This is a genomic window from Arthrobacter sp. FW306-06-A (genome assembly GCF_021870055.1).
GTDB lineage: Bacteria > Actinomycetota > Actinomycetes > Actinomycetales > Micrococcaceae > Arthrobacter.
Map to the genome: position 1 here is coordinate 3,017,169 of NZ_CP084552.1, position 14,602 is coordinate 3,031,770.

Here is a 14,602-nt window from a genome sequence, read left to right on the forward strand (position 1 = left end):
GGCCATAGTTGTATCCGCTGTGTAGCGTGGGGCCATGGCTTCTTCTGAAGGAACGTCCCTGGTCTGGCTTCGCGACGATTTGCGGCTGGACGATAACCCGGCCCTGTCCGAAGCGGTGCACCGGGGCATGCCGCTCACGGTGGTGTACGTCCTGGATGAGGAGTCCCGCGGCGTCCGGCCCCTCGGCGGCGCCGCCCGCTGGTGGCTGCACCACTCCCTCGCCGCACTCTCCGCGGATCTCGAAAACCGCGGATCACGCCTGGTCCTTCGTCGAGGCCCTGCCGGAGAGGCCATCAGGACGCTGGCCTCCCAGACGAAGGCAAGCCACCTGTTCTGGAACCGCAGGTACGGGCAGCCGGAACGGAGCATCGACGCCGACCTCAAGGAGTGGGCCGGCGGCAACGGGATGCAGGCGTCCAGCTTCCAGGCGAACCTGCTCTTCGAGCCCTGGACCGTCAGGACCGGGGCGGGCGGCCCCTACAAGGTCTATTCCCCATTCTGGCGCGCCTGCCTCGCGTCACAGGACATCCGGGATCCCTTCGAGGCGCCGGAGACGCCGCCCCACCCCGCTCCTGCCGGACGCGGGCTGCCGGCCAGTGACAGCCTGGCCAGTTGGAATCTCCTGCCCTCCTCCCCCGACTGGAGCGGCGGACTGGCTGCCACGTGGCGGCCAGGCCAAATGGGCGCCCAGCAGCGCCTGGAAGACTTCCTGGATGGGCCCATCGAGGAGTACGGAACCGGCCGCAACCTGCCCGGCACCGAGGGCACCAGCCGGCTGTCGCCGCACCTCCGGTTCGGGGAGGTCAGTCCGTTCCGCGTGTGGCGCGAGATCCGGCGCCGGCATCCGGGCACGGTCCCTTCCGACGTCGGTATTTACCGGGCTGAACTGGGCTGGCGCGAATTCAACTGGCACCTGCTGTACCACAACCCGGATTTGGCCACCCGCAATTTCCGGCCGGCCTTCGACAACTTCCGCTGGGCCCCCACCAACCGTGAAGAGCTTGCCGCCTGGCAGCAGGGAAACACGGGCTACCCGCTGGTGGATGCCGGGATGCGGCAACTGTGGCAGACAGGCTGGATGCACAACCGGGTGCGGATGGCCGCTGCATCCTTCCTGGTCAAAAATCTCCTCACCGACTGGCGGATCGGGGAGGAATGGTTCTGGGACACGCTGGTGGATGCGGACGCTGCCAACAACCCGGCCAACTGGCAGTGGGTTGCAGGGTCCGGGGCGGACGCCTCGCCCTACTACCGGATCTTCAATCCCGTCACGCAGAGCAAGAAATTCGACGCCGACGGCAGCTACCTGCGGACCTTCATTCCGGAGCTCCGGGACGTCCAGGGCAAGAAGATCCACGAGCCTTGGACGGCCGACGTTGACCGCTACCCCGCACCGCTTGTGGACCTGGCAGAGTCGCGGGAACGCGCGCTTGAGGCCTACCAGCAGATCAAGAACGCCTGACCACTGCTGGCGGCGCCAGGCTTAGCGGCTGACCTTGCCCATCAGGGAAGCAATGGGACGTAGGAAGATGGGACGGGCCAGGAACCAGGCAGCCACCATCACGGCGACGGAGGCGAGAAACACCCAGAAACCGAACCAGCCGTCGTCGTCGCGGACCCCGTACATGTGGTTCAGGTTCCGCAGGGCACCGGTGGTAAGCACCAGGAAGACGTGGACCACGATGAAGGCCACGAAGTAGATCATCACCGGGAAGTGGACGGCGCGGGCCCACTCAATCGGGAACGCCTTGTTGAGGCCGGCAGCCTTCTTGGGCCAGGCCCCGGACATCCGGAGGCCGGTGATAAACGCCAGTGGCGCGGCGATGAAGACGGTCACGAAGTATGCCAGCAGCTGCAGCGCGTTGTAGTTGATCCAGCCGTCCTCCGTGGGCCAGTCAAGCGAGGCGTACTGCAGCGCCGCCGAGAGCGCGTTCGGGAAGACGTCCCAGCTGGTGGGGACGATGCGCGTCCACTGCCCGGTGGCAAACAGCAGGACGGCGAAGATGAGCCCGTTCAGGATCCAGAGGGCATCCAGTGTCAGGTGGAACCAGAGCTCAAGGCTGATCTTGGCGGGCGCGTTCCTGGTGCGGATCAAACCCTTGTTGTTCCTGGTCCAGTGGCCGCTGGGCCGCGTGGTGGTCCGCACCTGCCAGCCGGTTCGGATGATCAGGAGCAGGAAGAAAGCGTTGAGGAAGTGCTGCCAGGCCAGCCACGCCGGAAATCCCACCGGGGCATTGGCCGGCAGCTTCGACTGGCCCGGGTAGTCGCTGACGAAGGAAGCCACGGCCGGAAGCCCCATGAGCAGCTTGGCGACCAACACCACCAGGACCACGGCCACGAGGACGGCGGGAACCATCCAGTAAAGCCGGGACCGCTTGCCCGTCGCGGTGCCGGGCTTCTTCGTGGGTGTGGCCATCGAACAACATACCTCTCAGGAATGACTGGGGCTGCCCACAGATCGTGGGGCCCTTCGAAAGAGAATACTAGGAACTGGGCCCATCCAAGGAAACGGAAAACCCCGACCGGCGTAACTGCCGGTCGGGGCCTTCATAAGTTGCGGGGACAGGATTTGAACCTGTGACCTCTGGGTTATGAGCCCAGCGAGCTACCGAACTGCTCCACCCCGCGTCGCTTGATCAACACTACCCTACTTTTGCCGGCGGACTGACCACCCAGCGCGGCCACCCGGGTTCCAACTCCTGACCGGCCACCCTGGTCCCGTCCGTCGCTATGGCAAAGTTCGACGGCGGTGCTGCCGCGGCTGCCGGGGACAGCAAAAAGGCCCGGACACTGTTTCCAATGTCCGGGCCTTTCCTCAGTTGCGGGGACAGGATTTGAACCTGTGACCTCTGGGTTATGAGCCCAGCGAGCTACCGAACTGCTCCACCCCGCGTCGCAAGAACTACTCTACCGGGAGGTGAACCGCAGGCCAAATCAAAGCGGCGTGACGTCCGTTACGCCAGCCCGGCATCTGCTCCCGTGGGCGCAGATACCGGGCTGCCGACGTCGTACTACCTGCCCGCTGACGCGGACGGTGAAGGCGTGGCCGAAGGCGCGGCGGAGGCTGCGGGGGCCGGGCTGGCCTGCGGGGCAGTCGCCGGGATCTTGGCCTCCGCGTCCATGGCCTTCTTCAGCGCCGCGGCAATCTTCTTCTGCGCGTCGCCGTAGGCAGCGAAGTCGCCGGCTGCAAGCGCGCTCTGGCCGGCCTGGATGGCCGAGTTCGCCTCATCCAGCGCCGCCTTCAACTGGGCCTTGGCATCCGCCTCGGCGGGGGTGGCAGGCGCTGCCGGACCTGCCGGAGTCTGTCCGTTGTTGGCGGAGTCACCCGCTGCCGCACCCGAATCCCCACCGAAGAGCTGCTTGAGCGCAGCGTCCAGGGTAGGCGCGAAGCCCACCTTGTCGCCGAACGCCACCAGGACGCGCTGCAACGTTGGGTAGGATGTCTCACCCGTCGACTTGAGGTAAACCGGCTGGACATAGAGGATGCCGCCGCCCACGGGCAGGGTGAGCAGGTTGCCGTTCAGGACGTCCGATGCTCCCTGCCGCAGCAGGTTGAGCGCCTGCGACACGGTGGGATCGGAGTTGAACTTGTTCTGCGCCTGGCCGGGACCGGGAACCTGGGTCTCCGGCGGGATCTGCAGCAGCCGCAGCTTGCCGTAGCCGTCCGCCTTCACGCCGGCCTGGTTGCCTGCATCGGAGTCGGCGGCGAGGAAGCCGTACAGCACGTTGCGGGCATTTCCGTTGACGATCTGCGGGATGAATGAGGACGTCAGCTGGAAGGCCGGCTTCTCCTGGTCAGGCATCTGCAGCGACATGTAGAACGGCGGCTGCTTCACATCCGTACTCACGGTCGGGTCAGCCGGGGTGCTCCAGGCATCGTTGTTCTTGTAGAAGCTGGTGGGATCCGTCACGTGGTATTGCCCCAGCAGCTCACGCTGGACCTTGAACAGGTCCTCCGGGTACCGGACGTGGCTCATCAGGGCGCCGGACATCTCGGAGTACGGCTTCAGCGTCGACGGGAAGACCTTCTGCCAGGCCTTCAGGACAGGATCGGTGTCGTCCCAGGCATACAGGGTGACCGAACCGTCATAGGCATCCACCGTTGCCTTCACCGAATTGCGGATGTAGTTCACGGTGCTGTTGGGCAGGGCCACGGCGCGGCCGGAAGTAGTCTGCGAATCAGCGGTGGCATCGGACAATGACTTCTGCTGTGAATACGGGAAGTACTGGCTGGTGGTGTAGCCGTCCACGATCCACTTGACCCGGCCGTCCACGACTGCCGGATACGCACCGCCGTCAACGGTCAGGTAGGGGGCCACCTTCTGGACCCGCTCGCGCGGGTTGCGGTCGTAGAGGATCTGCGACTCCGGGTTCACGCCGTCGGACAGCAGCAGGTCTGAGGACTGGAATTTGATGGCGTAGAGGATTTTGTTGAAGAACGAGCCAACGTTGGGGCCACCGTTGCCCTTGAAGGTGTACTGGGTCTCCCCCTCCCCTTCCTTGCCGGAAGGCCGGTCCTGCTCGCGGGGCGTAGCGCCGTCGGGGGCGCCCACGATTGAGTACTCAGGGGAGGACTCGCCGAAGTAGATGCGGGGTTCGTAAGTGTTGTCATTGCCCAGCACGCCTGTCGACGGGATACCGGACTGAAGGAATTCGGGTTTGCCGTCAGCCGTGAACTTGTTGCCCTTGGCAGCCACAACCCCATAGCCGTGCGTGTACACCACGTGCTGGTTCAGCCAGCCCTGCTGGTTGGTGGCCACGTTCGTGGGGTTCAGTTCACGCACCGCGATGACGGTGTCCTGGATCTTGCCGTCCACCTCGTAACGGTCCACGTTGAGGGCCTTGGGGAACTGGTAGTACGGGCGGTACTGTTCCAGCTGCGCAAAGGCGTCTGAAATGAGGTTCGGGTCCAGGAGGCGGATGTTGGCCGTGGTCTGCGCATCGGGGGCCAGGGCGCCGGTGTTGGCGGTGTTGGTGGCCTCGTACCGGGTTTCCTCGATACCGTCCAGGCCGTAGGCCTTGCGCGTGTTCTCGATGTTGCGCTTGATGTATTCGCTTTCCAGCGTCTGCTCCGATGGGCGGACCTGGAACTGCTGGATGACCCAGGGATAAACACCGCCGGCCAGGATGGACGTGATGATCAGCATTGCCGTGCCGATCACCGGCAGGCGCCAACGGCCGATTACGGCCGCCACGATGAACAGGATGGCCACCAGCACGGCGGCCACGGCGAGAATGGCCTTGGTGGGGATGACGGCGTTGACATCCGTGTAGAGGGCACCGGCCCAGCGGCCGCCGTTGTTCTGCACGGAAGAGTAGCGGTCCAGCCAGAAGTTGACGCCCAGGAGCACCAGGAACGCGGCGCCGGTCACTGCGATGTGGATCTGTGCGGCGCGGCTGGTGAACACGCCGCGCTCCATTAGGCGGATGCTGCCGTAGAGGTAGTGGGTGAGGATGCCGGCGATGCCCGCAATCACCACCACGCTGATCAGGAATCCGGTTACAAACCCGAGGAACGGCAGGGTCATCAGGTAGAAGCTGATGTCCATGTTGAACTGCGGATCGGCCTGGCCAAAGCCCACCTGGTTGAAGAACAGCAGGACTTTCTGCCACTGGCTGGCGGCTGCGCTGCCGGCAAACAAGCCAAAGAGGACGGGCAGGCCAATCATGACAATCCTGCGGACAGGCTCCAGCTGTGCCTGGTACCGGTTGAGGTTGTCCCGGACCTCCGAGTCAGGCGCGTAGACCGGCCTGGCGTTGTAGGCAATGCGGATCGAGAAGAAGACGGCCGCGAACATGATGGCGAAGCCGGCCACGAAGGTTGCGATCTTGGCGAGGTTCTCGGTGACGAAGACCTCGACGAAGCCCAGCTGCCGGTACCAGAGGACATCGGTCCAGACGTTGGCGAAGAAAATGAAGCCCACTACCACCAGGGCGACAACGATCAACGTGGGCGTCAGGGCGCCGCGTCGTGAAGGGGGTCTGCCTGTGGACATGGTGCTGGCGGGACGGGACAAACTGGGTACCTCATAGCTGGTCGTCGAGATTCGAAGCGTGCGAGCGACGTACGGTACCGGTCAAACGGCTGGTTTCGTCCGTCATCTGTGCCACGAGTGGCGGTGGAGCTTAGTTCCTGTCGAGTCTAGTTGGGCTCAGTCTAGTGCTGGCGCAGGTGCTATTTGCCGGTGCAGGCAGGAAGTGCGGAGGTATCCTGCCCGCTTCCGGCCAGCTCCACTGCGTGCCGGGCCTCGGCCAGGTTCTGCACCCTGACTACTTGGAGTCCGTCGGGAACGTGGCCGGTAACCTCGTCACAGTTGCCGGCGGGCGCCAGGAAAAGGGTGGCACCGGCGGAGCGCGCACCCCGCATCTTCTGGCCGATGCCACCGATCGGGCCCACCGTTCCTTCCGGGGAGATGGTGCCGGTGCCGGCAATGTGCTTGCCGCCCGTGAGGTCACCGGGCGTGACCGTATCGATGATGCCCAGCGAGAACATAAGCCCTGCGCTGGGGCCGCCCACCTTGTCCAGGGAGATCTGCACCTGGAAAGGGAAAGTGAAGAGATATTTCAGCATGACACCCAGGATGAAGCGGCCCTGGCCATTGTCCTTGGGAGTGATTTGGACAGTGACCGGCTGGCCTGCACGCTCAACTGTCACCGTTGCCGGGGCCCCCTTGCCCTCGGCCAGTTCATCCTGGACAACGGAGAGCGAGGTGATGTCCTTGCCGTTGATGGCCTTGAGGATGTCCCCTTGCTGGATCTTGCCTGCCGACGCCGAATCCTTGGACAGACCCGCGGCCTGCAGCTGCTGTCCGAACGGGATCTTCAGTTCGTTCAGTGCGGAGGCCACGGCATTCTCCTGCGACGTGGCCATGGCCACCGCGCTCTGTTCCTGCGCCTCTTCCTTCGTGGTGCCGGTCGGATAGATCAGTTCCACCGGATAGACGGACTTGGAGCCGTCCAGCCAGGCGGAGAAGGCACTGAGGATGCTGACGGAGCCGGTGGGGCCGCCGTCAACGTAGACGGTGGTCAGGTCCAGGCTCCCGGCAGCGGGATACGTTTCATGGCCGCTCACATTAATCACGGGGTGGCCCTGGCTCTCCCCCAGCGTGTTGTAGGTGGGGCCGGGCGACTCGATGACGTAAGGCACCGGCAGTGTACCCACCGCAATTCCCAACCCCAGCGCAGCCAGCCCGGCGATCATCATGGTGGACAGCCGCCTGCCGGGACGTCCGCCGTCGGCCGCTTCAACCCCGCGGTCCGCCTCCACGGCGTCGCCGCTGCCGGCGCTTTCCGGCGTGCTGCCAGGGCCAAAGGGGCCGGGAGCGGAGAAGGGGGAAACGTCGGGAACGTGGTCCTCGGAGGGATGTCCGCCACGGGTTGTAGTCACCCTACCAACACTACGCGGTGACGGCTCGCCGGGGGCGCTTTGCCTACAGCGAACGACGGCGGCGGGCGGCAGACAGCCGACCCGCGCCGGGGTACCGTGAAGGTTGATCAACAGTCACACCAGCGATCGGCGGGACCATGACCTCCAACCCACTCAATCCGTCCAACGGCGACGACAATCCGAAGGATCCGTTGACCGAAATGCTGCAGAACCTGATGGGCGGCAAGGGGATGGAGAACTTCGACCCCGCCGAACTGGCCAAGGCGGCCGGGCTGCCGGATGACCCCAACCTGCTGGCACAGATGTTCTCACAGGTGCAGGCGATGATGAGCGCCCCGTCGGAGGGCCCCGTCAACTGGACCCTGGCCCACGACAATGCCCGCCGTGTGGCCGCAAGCAGCTCTGATCCGTCGGTCACGGCGCAGCAGTCGCGGGATGTGGACGAAGCCCTACGCGTCGCTGAGCTGTGGCTGGACCCCGTCACCGATTTGCCCTCCACCGGCCTGATCGGCAAGGCGTGGTCGCGCGCCGAATGGGTGGAAGCCACACTGGGGACCTGGAAGCGGCTCACGGAGCCCGTGGCCAACAGCATCGCCAACGCCCTCTCCTCCGCCATGACGGAGCAGATGCCCGAGGAAATGAAGGCCATGATGGGCGGCGCCTCGTCCATGCTGCAGAACATGGGCGGCGCGATCTTCGGCATGCAGCTGGGGCAGGCCATCGGCGCGTTGTCCCAGGACGTGGTGAGCTCCACCGACATCGGTGTGCCGCTCGCCGACCTTGAAATGGCGCTCCTGCCAACAAATGTCGCCGCATTCGGTGCAGGCCTGTCCCTGCCCGAGAACGACATCCGGCTGTTCCTTGCCGTGCGCGAAGCCGCGCACGCGCGCCTCTTCGTGCAGGTCCCGTGGCTGCGCGGACACCTGCTGGGCGCCATCGAGGCCTACGCCCGTGGCATCCACATCGACACCTCACGCATTGAGGAGCTTGCCCGCGACCTGGACCCCAGCAATCCCGAGGGCATCCAGGAGGCCCTGTCCCAGGGCGTCTTCATGCCACAGCGGACCCCCGCCCAAGAGCAGGCGCTGGAGAAGCTCGAGACCGCGCTGGCCCTCGTGGAGGGCTGGGTGGATGAACTGACCGCTGCTGCCACCGAGAAGGTCCTGCCGTCCGCCGGCGCGCTGCGCGAAACAGTGCGGCGCCGGCGCGCAACCGGCGGCCCCGCCGAACACGCCTTCGCTTCCCTGGTGGGACTTGAGTTGCGCCCGCGCAGGCTCCGCGACGCCGCCACCCTGTGGGCCACCCTGAAGGAGGAGCGGGGCATCGAGGGCCGTGACGCCATCTGGCACCACCCCGACCTGCTGCCCACTGCCGAGGACCTGGATGACCCCAAGGGCTTCAGCTCCCGCCGTAAGCTCGCCGAGGCCAGCGACAGCGAGGTGGACGATGCGCTGCAGAAGCTGCTCAGCGGCGGCTTCGAGGACACCAACGATACTGACGACAGCGCCGGGGGTGGGGACTCCGGAGGCGAGGACTCCCCAGGCCAGGACGACGACGGCGGTACAGACCAGCCAAGGGGCTGACACTTTGCTGGCGGGCCAGGATTTCCTGGCCCGCCAGCGTGTTTAAGGACCAGGAACCGTGTTGAAGGTCCGGGAGCCGTGTTCAAGGACCGGGAGCAGGGGCGGAGTGCCCGGAAAAGTCCTAGTCGGCGTCGTCGGACCACTCGCCGGGCAGCTGCCCAGTGCCTGCCTGGCTCTCCGCCCCGTCCTTGTCCAGACCCCGGGGCGCCAGGCCGCGGGACGTGGCAAACGAGACGCCCTCAAGGAACGCCTTGGCCCGCTGGGTTTCCGGATAGGCCTCCAGCAGCTTCCAGAAAGCCGCGTTGTGCGAGGCCACCAGGAGGTGGGCAAGCTCGTGGAGCAGGACATAGTCGATGACCCACTGCGGCATGGGCTGTAGCTTGTCCGACAGTCGGATGGTTCCGTCGGCCGGGGTGGCGGACCCCCACCGGGAGTTCTGGTTGCCCACCCATCGGACGGCAGCAGGACGTGACCGGCCGCCAAGATACTGGGCGGACAGCTGTGCCGCATGGGCTGCAAGGGCCTCATCAGTGGCAGGACGCCGCCGGCCGGATGCAGCGTGCCGCTCCCCTTGTTTGTGCAGTTTGGCCAGCATGCGGTGAACCCACTCGCGCTCCTGGGCTGCCGTGAACCGGGCCGGGATGGCAACCACCGCCGTCCCGTCCTCCCAAAACGCAGCAACCGTGCGGGTGCGCCGGACAGACCGCCGCACCTCCACGGGGGAACCGTCCGCTGTGGTCAGGGCCGCGGCCGGCTGGGGTGCTGCCTGCCGCGAGCTGCTGTTGGGGCTGGGCCTCACAGGACCGAGCTTTCGGCCAGGACCCGGAGGACGTCTTCCCCGTACTTTTCCAGCTTGGAGGGACCCACGCCGGCGAGGCCCGACAGTTCCTCCATCGACGCGGGCCTGGCTTCGGCGATGGCAGTAAGGGTGGCATCGGTGAAGACCACGAATGCCGGAACGTCCGCTGACTGCGCCACTTCCCGGCGCCAGCTGCGCAGGGCGTCGAAGGTCTGTTCCTCATAGGTGGGCGGACACGCGTTGCAGCGGCCCACCTTCCGTTCAGCTCCCGTGGCAAGCATGCTGCCGCAGACCCGGCAGACGGCGGGGGCGGCAGCCTTGCGGCGCGGTACGGTTCCCTTTGCGCGGGTGCTTGAACTTGCCACCGAGTCAGGCCGCAGGCCGTCAAGGAACCGGGACGGCTTGCGGTTGGCCCGGCCCCCTGGTGTCCTTGCCGTGCTCCACGAGAGGGACAGGTGTTCCCGTGCACGGGTGATGCCGACGTACAGCAGCCGCCGCTCTTCATCCACCGATTCAGGCGAATCGGCGAAGGAGATGGGCATCAGCCCTTCGCTGAGGCCCACCAGGAAGACGGCATCCCATTCCAGGCCCTTGGCAGCATGGAGGGAAGCGAGCGTAACGCCCTGCACGGTGGGCGCGTGCTGGGCGAGGGAGCGTTCCTGGAGTTCGTTGACGAAGTCCCCCAGGCCGAACTGGGCTCCGCGGTTCTGCACGAGTTCATCGGCCAGCGCCACCAGTGCCGCCAACGACTCCCAGCGTTCGCGCAGGGCCCCGCCGCTGTGCGGCGCGGAATCTGTGTAACCCAAGGAGGAAACGATGTCGCGCACCAGCTGCCCGAGAGGTTCCGGGGCATCCGTTGGGGACACAGCCCTGGTGGCTGCGCGCAGCTGGAGGATGGCGTCCCGGACTTCCTTGCGGGCAAAGAAGCGCTCACCGCCGCGGAGCTGGTAGCCGATGCCCGCCGCTGCCAATGCCTGCTCGTACGCCTCAGACTGCCCGTTGGTGCGGAAAAGGACTGCCACCTGGCTGGCCGGAGTGCCGGCGTCGAGCAGTGCCTTGATCTTCTGCGCCACGGTGGCGGCTTCCGCTTCATCATCCGTGCACTCCGTGAACTGCGGTGCAGGCCCGGCTGGACGCTGGGCCACAAGCTGCAGGGGCGCGGCCCAGGCGGCGTCAGCGGTGGGCCCTCCGCTGGGGCGGCCAGCCAGCAGGTCATTGGCCAGCTTCACCACCTGAGGCGTTGAACGGTAGTCCCTGATGAGTTTGACCACGTTGGCCTGCGGGTAGCGGGCCTTGAAGTCCAGGAGGTGCCGGGGCGATGCGCCGGTAAAGGAGTAGATGGTCTGGCTGGCGTCACCCACCACGCAGAGTTCGTCCCGCCCGCCGAGCCAGAGCTCCAGGAGCCGCTGCTGCAGCGGTGACACGTCCTGGTATTCGTCAACCACGAAGTGCCGGTACTGTTCGCGAACGGTGGCGGCTACCCTTTCGTCCTCCTGCAGGATGCCCACCGTGATCAGCAGGACGTCCTCGAAGTCAATCACGTTGCGGTCGGTCTTGACATCCTCGTAGGACTGGAAGACACGCGCCACCGCTGTGAGGTCGAACCCGCCGGGTGCGCCCCTCCCCTGGGCGTTTTCCAGGTAGTTGGCAGGCGTCAGCATCGATACCTTCGCCCACTCGATTTCCGAGGCAAGGTCGCGGATGGACGCCCGGTCGGTGCTGAGCCTGAGCCGGCGGGCCGCCTCCGCAAGAAGCTGGGCCTTGTGGTCCAGCAGGTTGGGCAGTGTGCCGCCCACAGCCTGCGGCCAAAAGAACTGCAGCTGGCGCAGGGCGGCAGCATGGAACGTCCTTGCCTGCACATTTCCCGCGCCGAGGTCCCGCAGGCGGCTCCGCATCTCAGCGGCCGCGCGGGCGGTGAAGGTGACTGCGAGAACGCGCTGCGGTGTGTAAACCCCGGAGTGCACGCCGTAGGCGATGCGGTGGGTGATGGCGCGGGTCTTCCCGGTTCCCGCCCCGGCCAGCACGCACAACGGACCGTTCAGGGTGCTGGCCACCTCACGCTGTTCGTCGTCCAGCCCTCCAAGGATCCGGTCCTCAAGGGAACCGGATCCATCAAAATTCTCTGTAGTCACTTCTGCTGCTTTGTTTCTCGACTACCGCGTGCTGGTGTCTGGTGAATGGAATAACTTAGGCGTCGGCCAGGTCCTGGATCCGGCCGCCGTACCAGTGCTCGATCAGGGAACGGGCGATGGAAAGCCTGGTGGAAATGGTGATCTCCCCACTGAGCACCGCATCCTGGAGTTCCCCGCGGCTGAACCAGCGGGCCCTGGTGACCTCCACGCCGTCGGGCGTTGCTTCGGCGTCCTCGGTAACGGCGGTAAATCCAAGCATAAGGGAGGCCGGGAACGGCCACGACTGGGAGCCCAGGTACTGGCAGGCGGTGACTCGCACCCCCACCTCTTCCTGGATCTCGCGGACTACGGCTTCCTCGAGCGACTCCCCTGGCTCGACGAAGCCGGCCAGCGTGGAGTAGTTCCGGGCTTCCGGAGGGCCGCCGCCGCCCAGGAGCAGCCGGCCGTCCGGTCCTACCACCGTGACAATGATGGCGGGATCAGTCCGGGGAAAATGCTCTGAATTGTCTGCCGGGCACCGGCGCACCCAGCCGCCGGCTTCCACCTCTGTGGGTGTCCCGCAACGGGGGCAGTGCGTGTGGGCTGCGTGCCAGTTGGCGATGGCGCTGGACTCGACGAAAAGGGCAGTGGAGGTGGCGGTCAATCCTGCCGCGACCTCCCGGAACCCGGCCCAGGCTGCGTCGGCAGGAATCCCGGCGGTGCCAGGTTCCGGGGGTTCAGGCAGCACGAACAGCAACAGCTCGGTCCCGGCTGGGAGATCGGCGGGGGGCAGGGCCGACCCCAGGTATACGACGAGCTCCGGCGCGAATCCTGCCGCATTGAGTTCCGCAAGGAGGTCCCTGGCCCCAGTCAGGACCAGGCTGCTCCCCCGCACCAGCCCCTGGCGCCGGGACAGGACTGCGGCCACAGCCTCCGGACCGGCCAGCAGCTCATCCACCATGCCGGGCCTGCCGCGCACGGCAGATCCGCGGTCCACCAGGGCCGGCCTCACCGGAAGAAGGGTGTCCACAAGGTGGTTTGCCGGCAGTGGTGCGGGCACGGCCTGATGGACGGGTGTTACGGACTCCGCGTGGCTCATGGTTCCACCGTACTGACTGCCACCGACATTTCACATTTCCCGGGCGTCCGTCCGGGTTGGTTTCCGGGATTTGCAGCTATCTCAAGACTCGCCGCGGCCGGACCGCCTTCTGGGACGGCGCGCAACTTACCGTGGAACGGTGAGAAGAAAACCGATTGAACTGGCGGCGATTGCAACCGCGGCAGTCCCCGGACTGACCCCGACGGCCGTTAGCTCTGCGCCGGATGACCCAGCGGACTTCGACTCAGCCCTGCTCCTTGACTCCGAGGGAAAGCGCTGGCGGGTACGGTCGCCGCGGCACGCCGAAGCCAGCGCCCGGCTCGAAACGGAGTTCCTCGTGCTGCGTGCTTTCGCGCCGGGGGTCCGGGCGGAACTGCCGTTCCTCATGCCGACCGTGGCGGGCAGCGTCCGGTTGGGGGCCCTAACCACTTTCGTATACTCGCACCTGTCCGGCAGCACGCGCAGCGTCGAGGAATTGACGTCGGGCCCCGCCGCGCTGGGCCGCGAAATCGGTTCCGCCCTGGCTGCAATCCATGACCTGCCGCGGTCACTGGTCAGCAACGCCGATCTTCCCAGCTACACCCCCAACGAGTTCCGCCAACGGAGGCTGAACGAACTGGACCAGGCTGCAACCACCGGGAAGATACCCGCCACCCTGCTGCGCCGGTGGGAACACGCCATGGAGGATGTTTCGCTGTGGCGGTTCAACCCCTGTGTGGTGCACGGCGACCTGCACGAGGACAACCTGCTGGTGGAGTCCGGACGTGTTACCGCAGTCACCGGCTGGACGGATCTGCGCATCGGCGACCCTGCCGACGACTTTGCCTGGTTGGTGGCATCCAACGAGCAGGACTTCATCGACACGGTGCTGGCCGCCTACACGTCCAGCCGGCGCGACGTCCCGGACCAGCACCTGCTGCGCCGGGCCGCCCTGTCCGCGGAGTTCGCCCTGGCGCAGTACCTGGTCAAAGGCCTGGCCACGGGTGATCCTGAAATGGTCAGCGAAGCGGAGGGAATGCTGGAAAGCCTCGCCAGCGACATCGCCGAGTACGGCGGGCAGCCCATCAGCGTCGAGCCGCTGCCGGCCAAGAACGGGCCGGATACGTCCGGAGCAGCAGCACCTGCCGCTGCCGGAGCTTCCGCAACAGCCCATGAAACGGGGAGTGGCAGTTCAGCCGTCACTCCCGCCGTTACTGTCATCCCCGTCCCCGCGCAAACCGGCCCTGGCCAACCTGGCCCTGCCAGCCCTGAGGGCACCCACGCCGATCCCGGCAGCCCTGCGGGCGCCCAACCTGCGACCGTTCAGCCTGGTCCGGCCACACCTTCCGGACAGGCACGGCCTGCCGTAGGCGCCCAGCCGGCAGCCCAGGCAGAGCTGGCAGGACGCCCCCGTCCTGCCGTGCATGTAGCCCCCATTCCGGTGGAACCACCCGCGGCCGAAGGCGAGGCCCAGGCGGGGCCGGGTAAGGAAGAAAAGGGTCCGGACGACACCTCAACTGCCGCTATTTCCGTCATCAACGTCAAACAGGGCTGAGCTTCGCAGGGAGCGGCCCGTGTCGGCTGGAGAGTAGGCCGCGACGCGTTGGTGCCGGTGCCCCCAGGCGCGGCGGTCCTGGCCCGCCG

At 66.3% G+C, this 14,602-nt stretch carries 9 protein-coding genes and 2 tRNA genes; 3 read left to right on the plus strand and 8 right to left on the minus strand.

Annotated features, from left to right (window positions below):
- The first annotated feature begins 34 nt into the window (after positions 1–34).
- On the plus strand, positions 35–1,462 hold the full coding sequence (locus tag LFT49_RS14045; RefSeq protein ID WP_236798942.1) for a cryptochrome/photolyase family protein: 1,428 nt from the start codon (positions 35–37) through the stop codon (positions 1,460–1,462).
- Positions 1,463–1,483: 21 nt separating this feature from the next.
- Here the strand turns inward: LFT49_RS14045 and LFT49_RS14050 are convergent, their stop codons facing one another.
- The 5 genes from LFT49_RS14050 to LFT49_RS14070 all read right to left on the minus strand — a co-directional run bounded on the left by LFT49_RS14050 (position 1,484) and on the right by LFT49_RS14070 (position 7,387).
- Complete coding sequence (locus LFT49_RS14050; RefSeq protein ID WP_236798943.1) at positions 1,484–2,416, minus strand: cytochrome b/b6 domain-containing protein; 933 nt, start codon at positions 2,414–2,416, stop codon at positions 1,484–1,486.
- Between the two features lie 138 nt (positions 2,417–2,554).
- Positions 2,555–2,628, minus strand: a tRNA-Met gene (locus tag LFT49_RS14055).
- 191 nt (positions 2,629–2,819) lie between these two features.
- Positions 2,820–2,893, minus strand: a tRNA-Met gene (locus LFT49_RS14060).
- Positions 2,894–3,011: 118 nt separating this feature from the next.
- A complete protein-coding gene (locus LFT49_RS14065; RefSeq protein WP_236798944.1) occupies positions 3,012–5,996 on the minus strand; it encodes a UPF0182 family membrane protein in 2,985 nt (994 codons plus the stop codon).
- Positions 5,997–6,175: 179 nt separating this feature from the next.
- Positions 6,176–7,387, minus strand: a complete 1,212-nt coding sequence (locus LFT49_RS14070) for a YlbL family protein (RefSeq protein WP_442863648.1) — start codon at positions 7,385–7,387, stop codon at positions 6,176–6,178.
- 137 nt (positions 7,388–7,524) lie between these two features.
- On the opposite strand from LFT49_RS14070, the gene LFT49_RS14075 reads away from it, so the two are divergent.
- Positions 7,525–8,970, plus strand: coding sequence for a zinc-dependent metalloprotease (locus tag LFT49_RS14075; protein ID WP_237428541.1), 1,446 nt, complete (start codon positions 7,525–7,527; stop codon positions 8,968–8,970).
- Positions 8,971–9,091: 121 nt separating this feature from the next.
- Here the strand turns inward: LFT49_RS14075 and LFT49_RS22700 are convergent, their stop codons facing one another.
- From LFT49_RS22700 to nudC, 3 genes are read right to left on the minus strand one after another with little or no spacing between them, the layout of a single operon-like run.
- A complete protein-coding gene (locus LFT49_RS22700; protein ID WP_373462119.1) occupies positions 9,092–9,769 on the minus strand; it encodes a M48 metallopeptidase family protein in 678 nt (225 codons plus the stop codon).
- Positions 9,766–11,901 carry an ATP-dependent helicase gene (locus LFT49_RS14090; protein WP_236798946.1) on the minus strand — a complete coding sequence of 712 codons (2,136 nt, stop codon included), beginning with the start codon at positions 11,899–11,901 and terminating at the stop codon, positions 9,766–9,768. Before LFT49_RS14090 ends, LFT49_RS22700 begins: the two co-directional genes overlap by 4 nt.
- Before the next feature lie 55 nt (positions 11,902–11,956).
- Positions 11,957–12,979, minus strand: a complete 1,023-nt coding sequence (nudC, locus tag LFT49_RS14095) for an NAD(+) diphosphatase (RefSeq protein WP_236798947.1) — start codon at positions 12,977–12,979, stop codon at positions 11,957–11,959.
- Between the two features lie 139 nt (positions 12,980–13,118).
- On the opposite strand from nudC, the gene LFT49_RS14100 reads away from it, so the two are divergent.
- Positions 13,119–14,513, plus strand: a complete 1,395-nt coding sequence (locus LFT49_RS14100; RefSeq protein ID WP_236798948.1) for a macrolide 2'-phosphotransferase — start codon at positions 13,119–13,121, stop codon at positions 14,511–14,513.
- Positions 14,514–14,602: the final 89 nt, after the last annotated feature.

Excerpts from the sequence above, each read along its gene's own strand:
- LFT49_RS14065 (WP_236798944.1), bottom strand. The coding sequence starts at position 5,996 with ATGTCCACAGGCAGACCCCCTTCACGACGCGGCGCCCTGACGCCCACG.
- nudC (WP_236798947.1), bottom strand. The coding sequence starts at position 12,979 with ATGAGCCACGCGGAGTCCGTAACACCCGTCCATCAGGCCGTGCCCGCA.
- LFT49_RS14045 (WP_236798942.1), top strand. The coding sequence starts at position 35 with ATGGCTTCTTCTGAAGGAACGTCCCTGGTCTGGCTTCGCGACGATTTG.
- LFT49_RS14075 (WP_237428541.1), top strand. The coding sequence starts at position 7,525 with ATGACCTCCAACCCACTCAATCCGTCCAACGGCGACGACAATCCGAAG.
- LFT49_RS14050 (WP_236798943.1), bottom strand. The coding sequence starts at position 2,416 with ATGGCCACACCCACGAAGAAGCCCGGCACCGCGACGGGCAAGCGGTCC.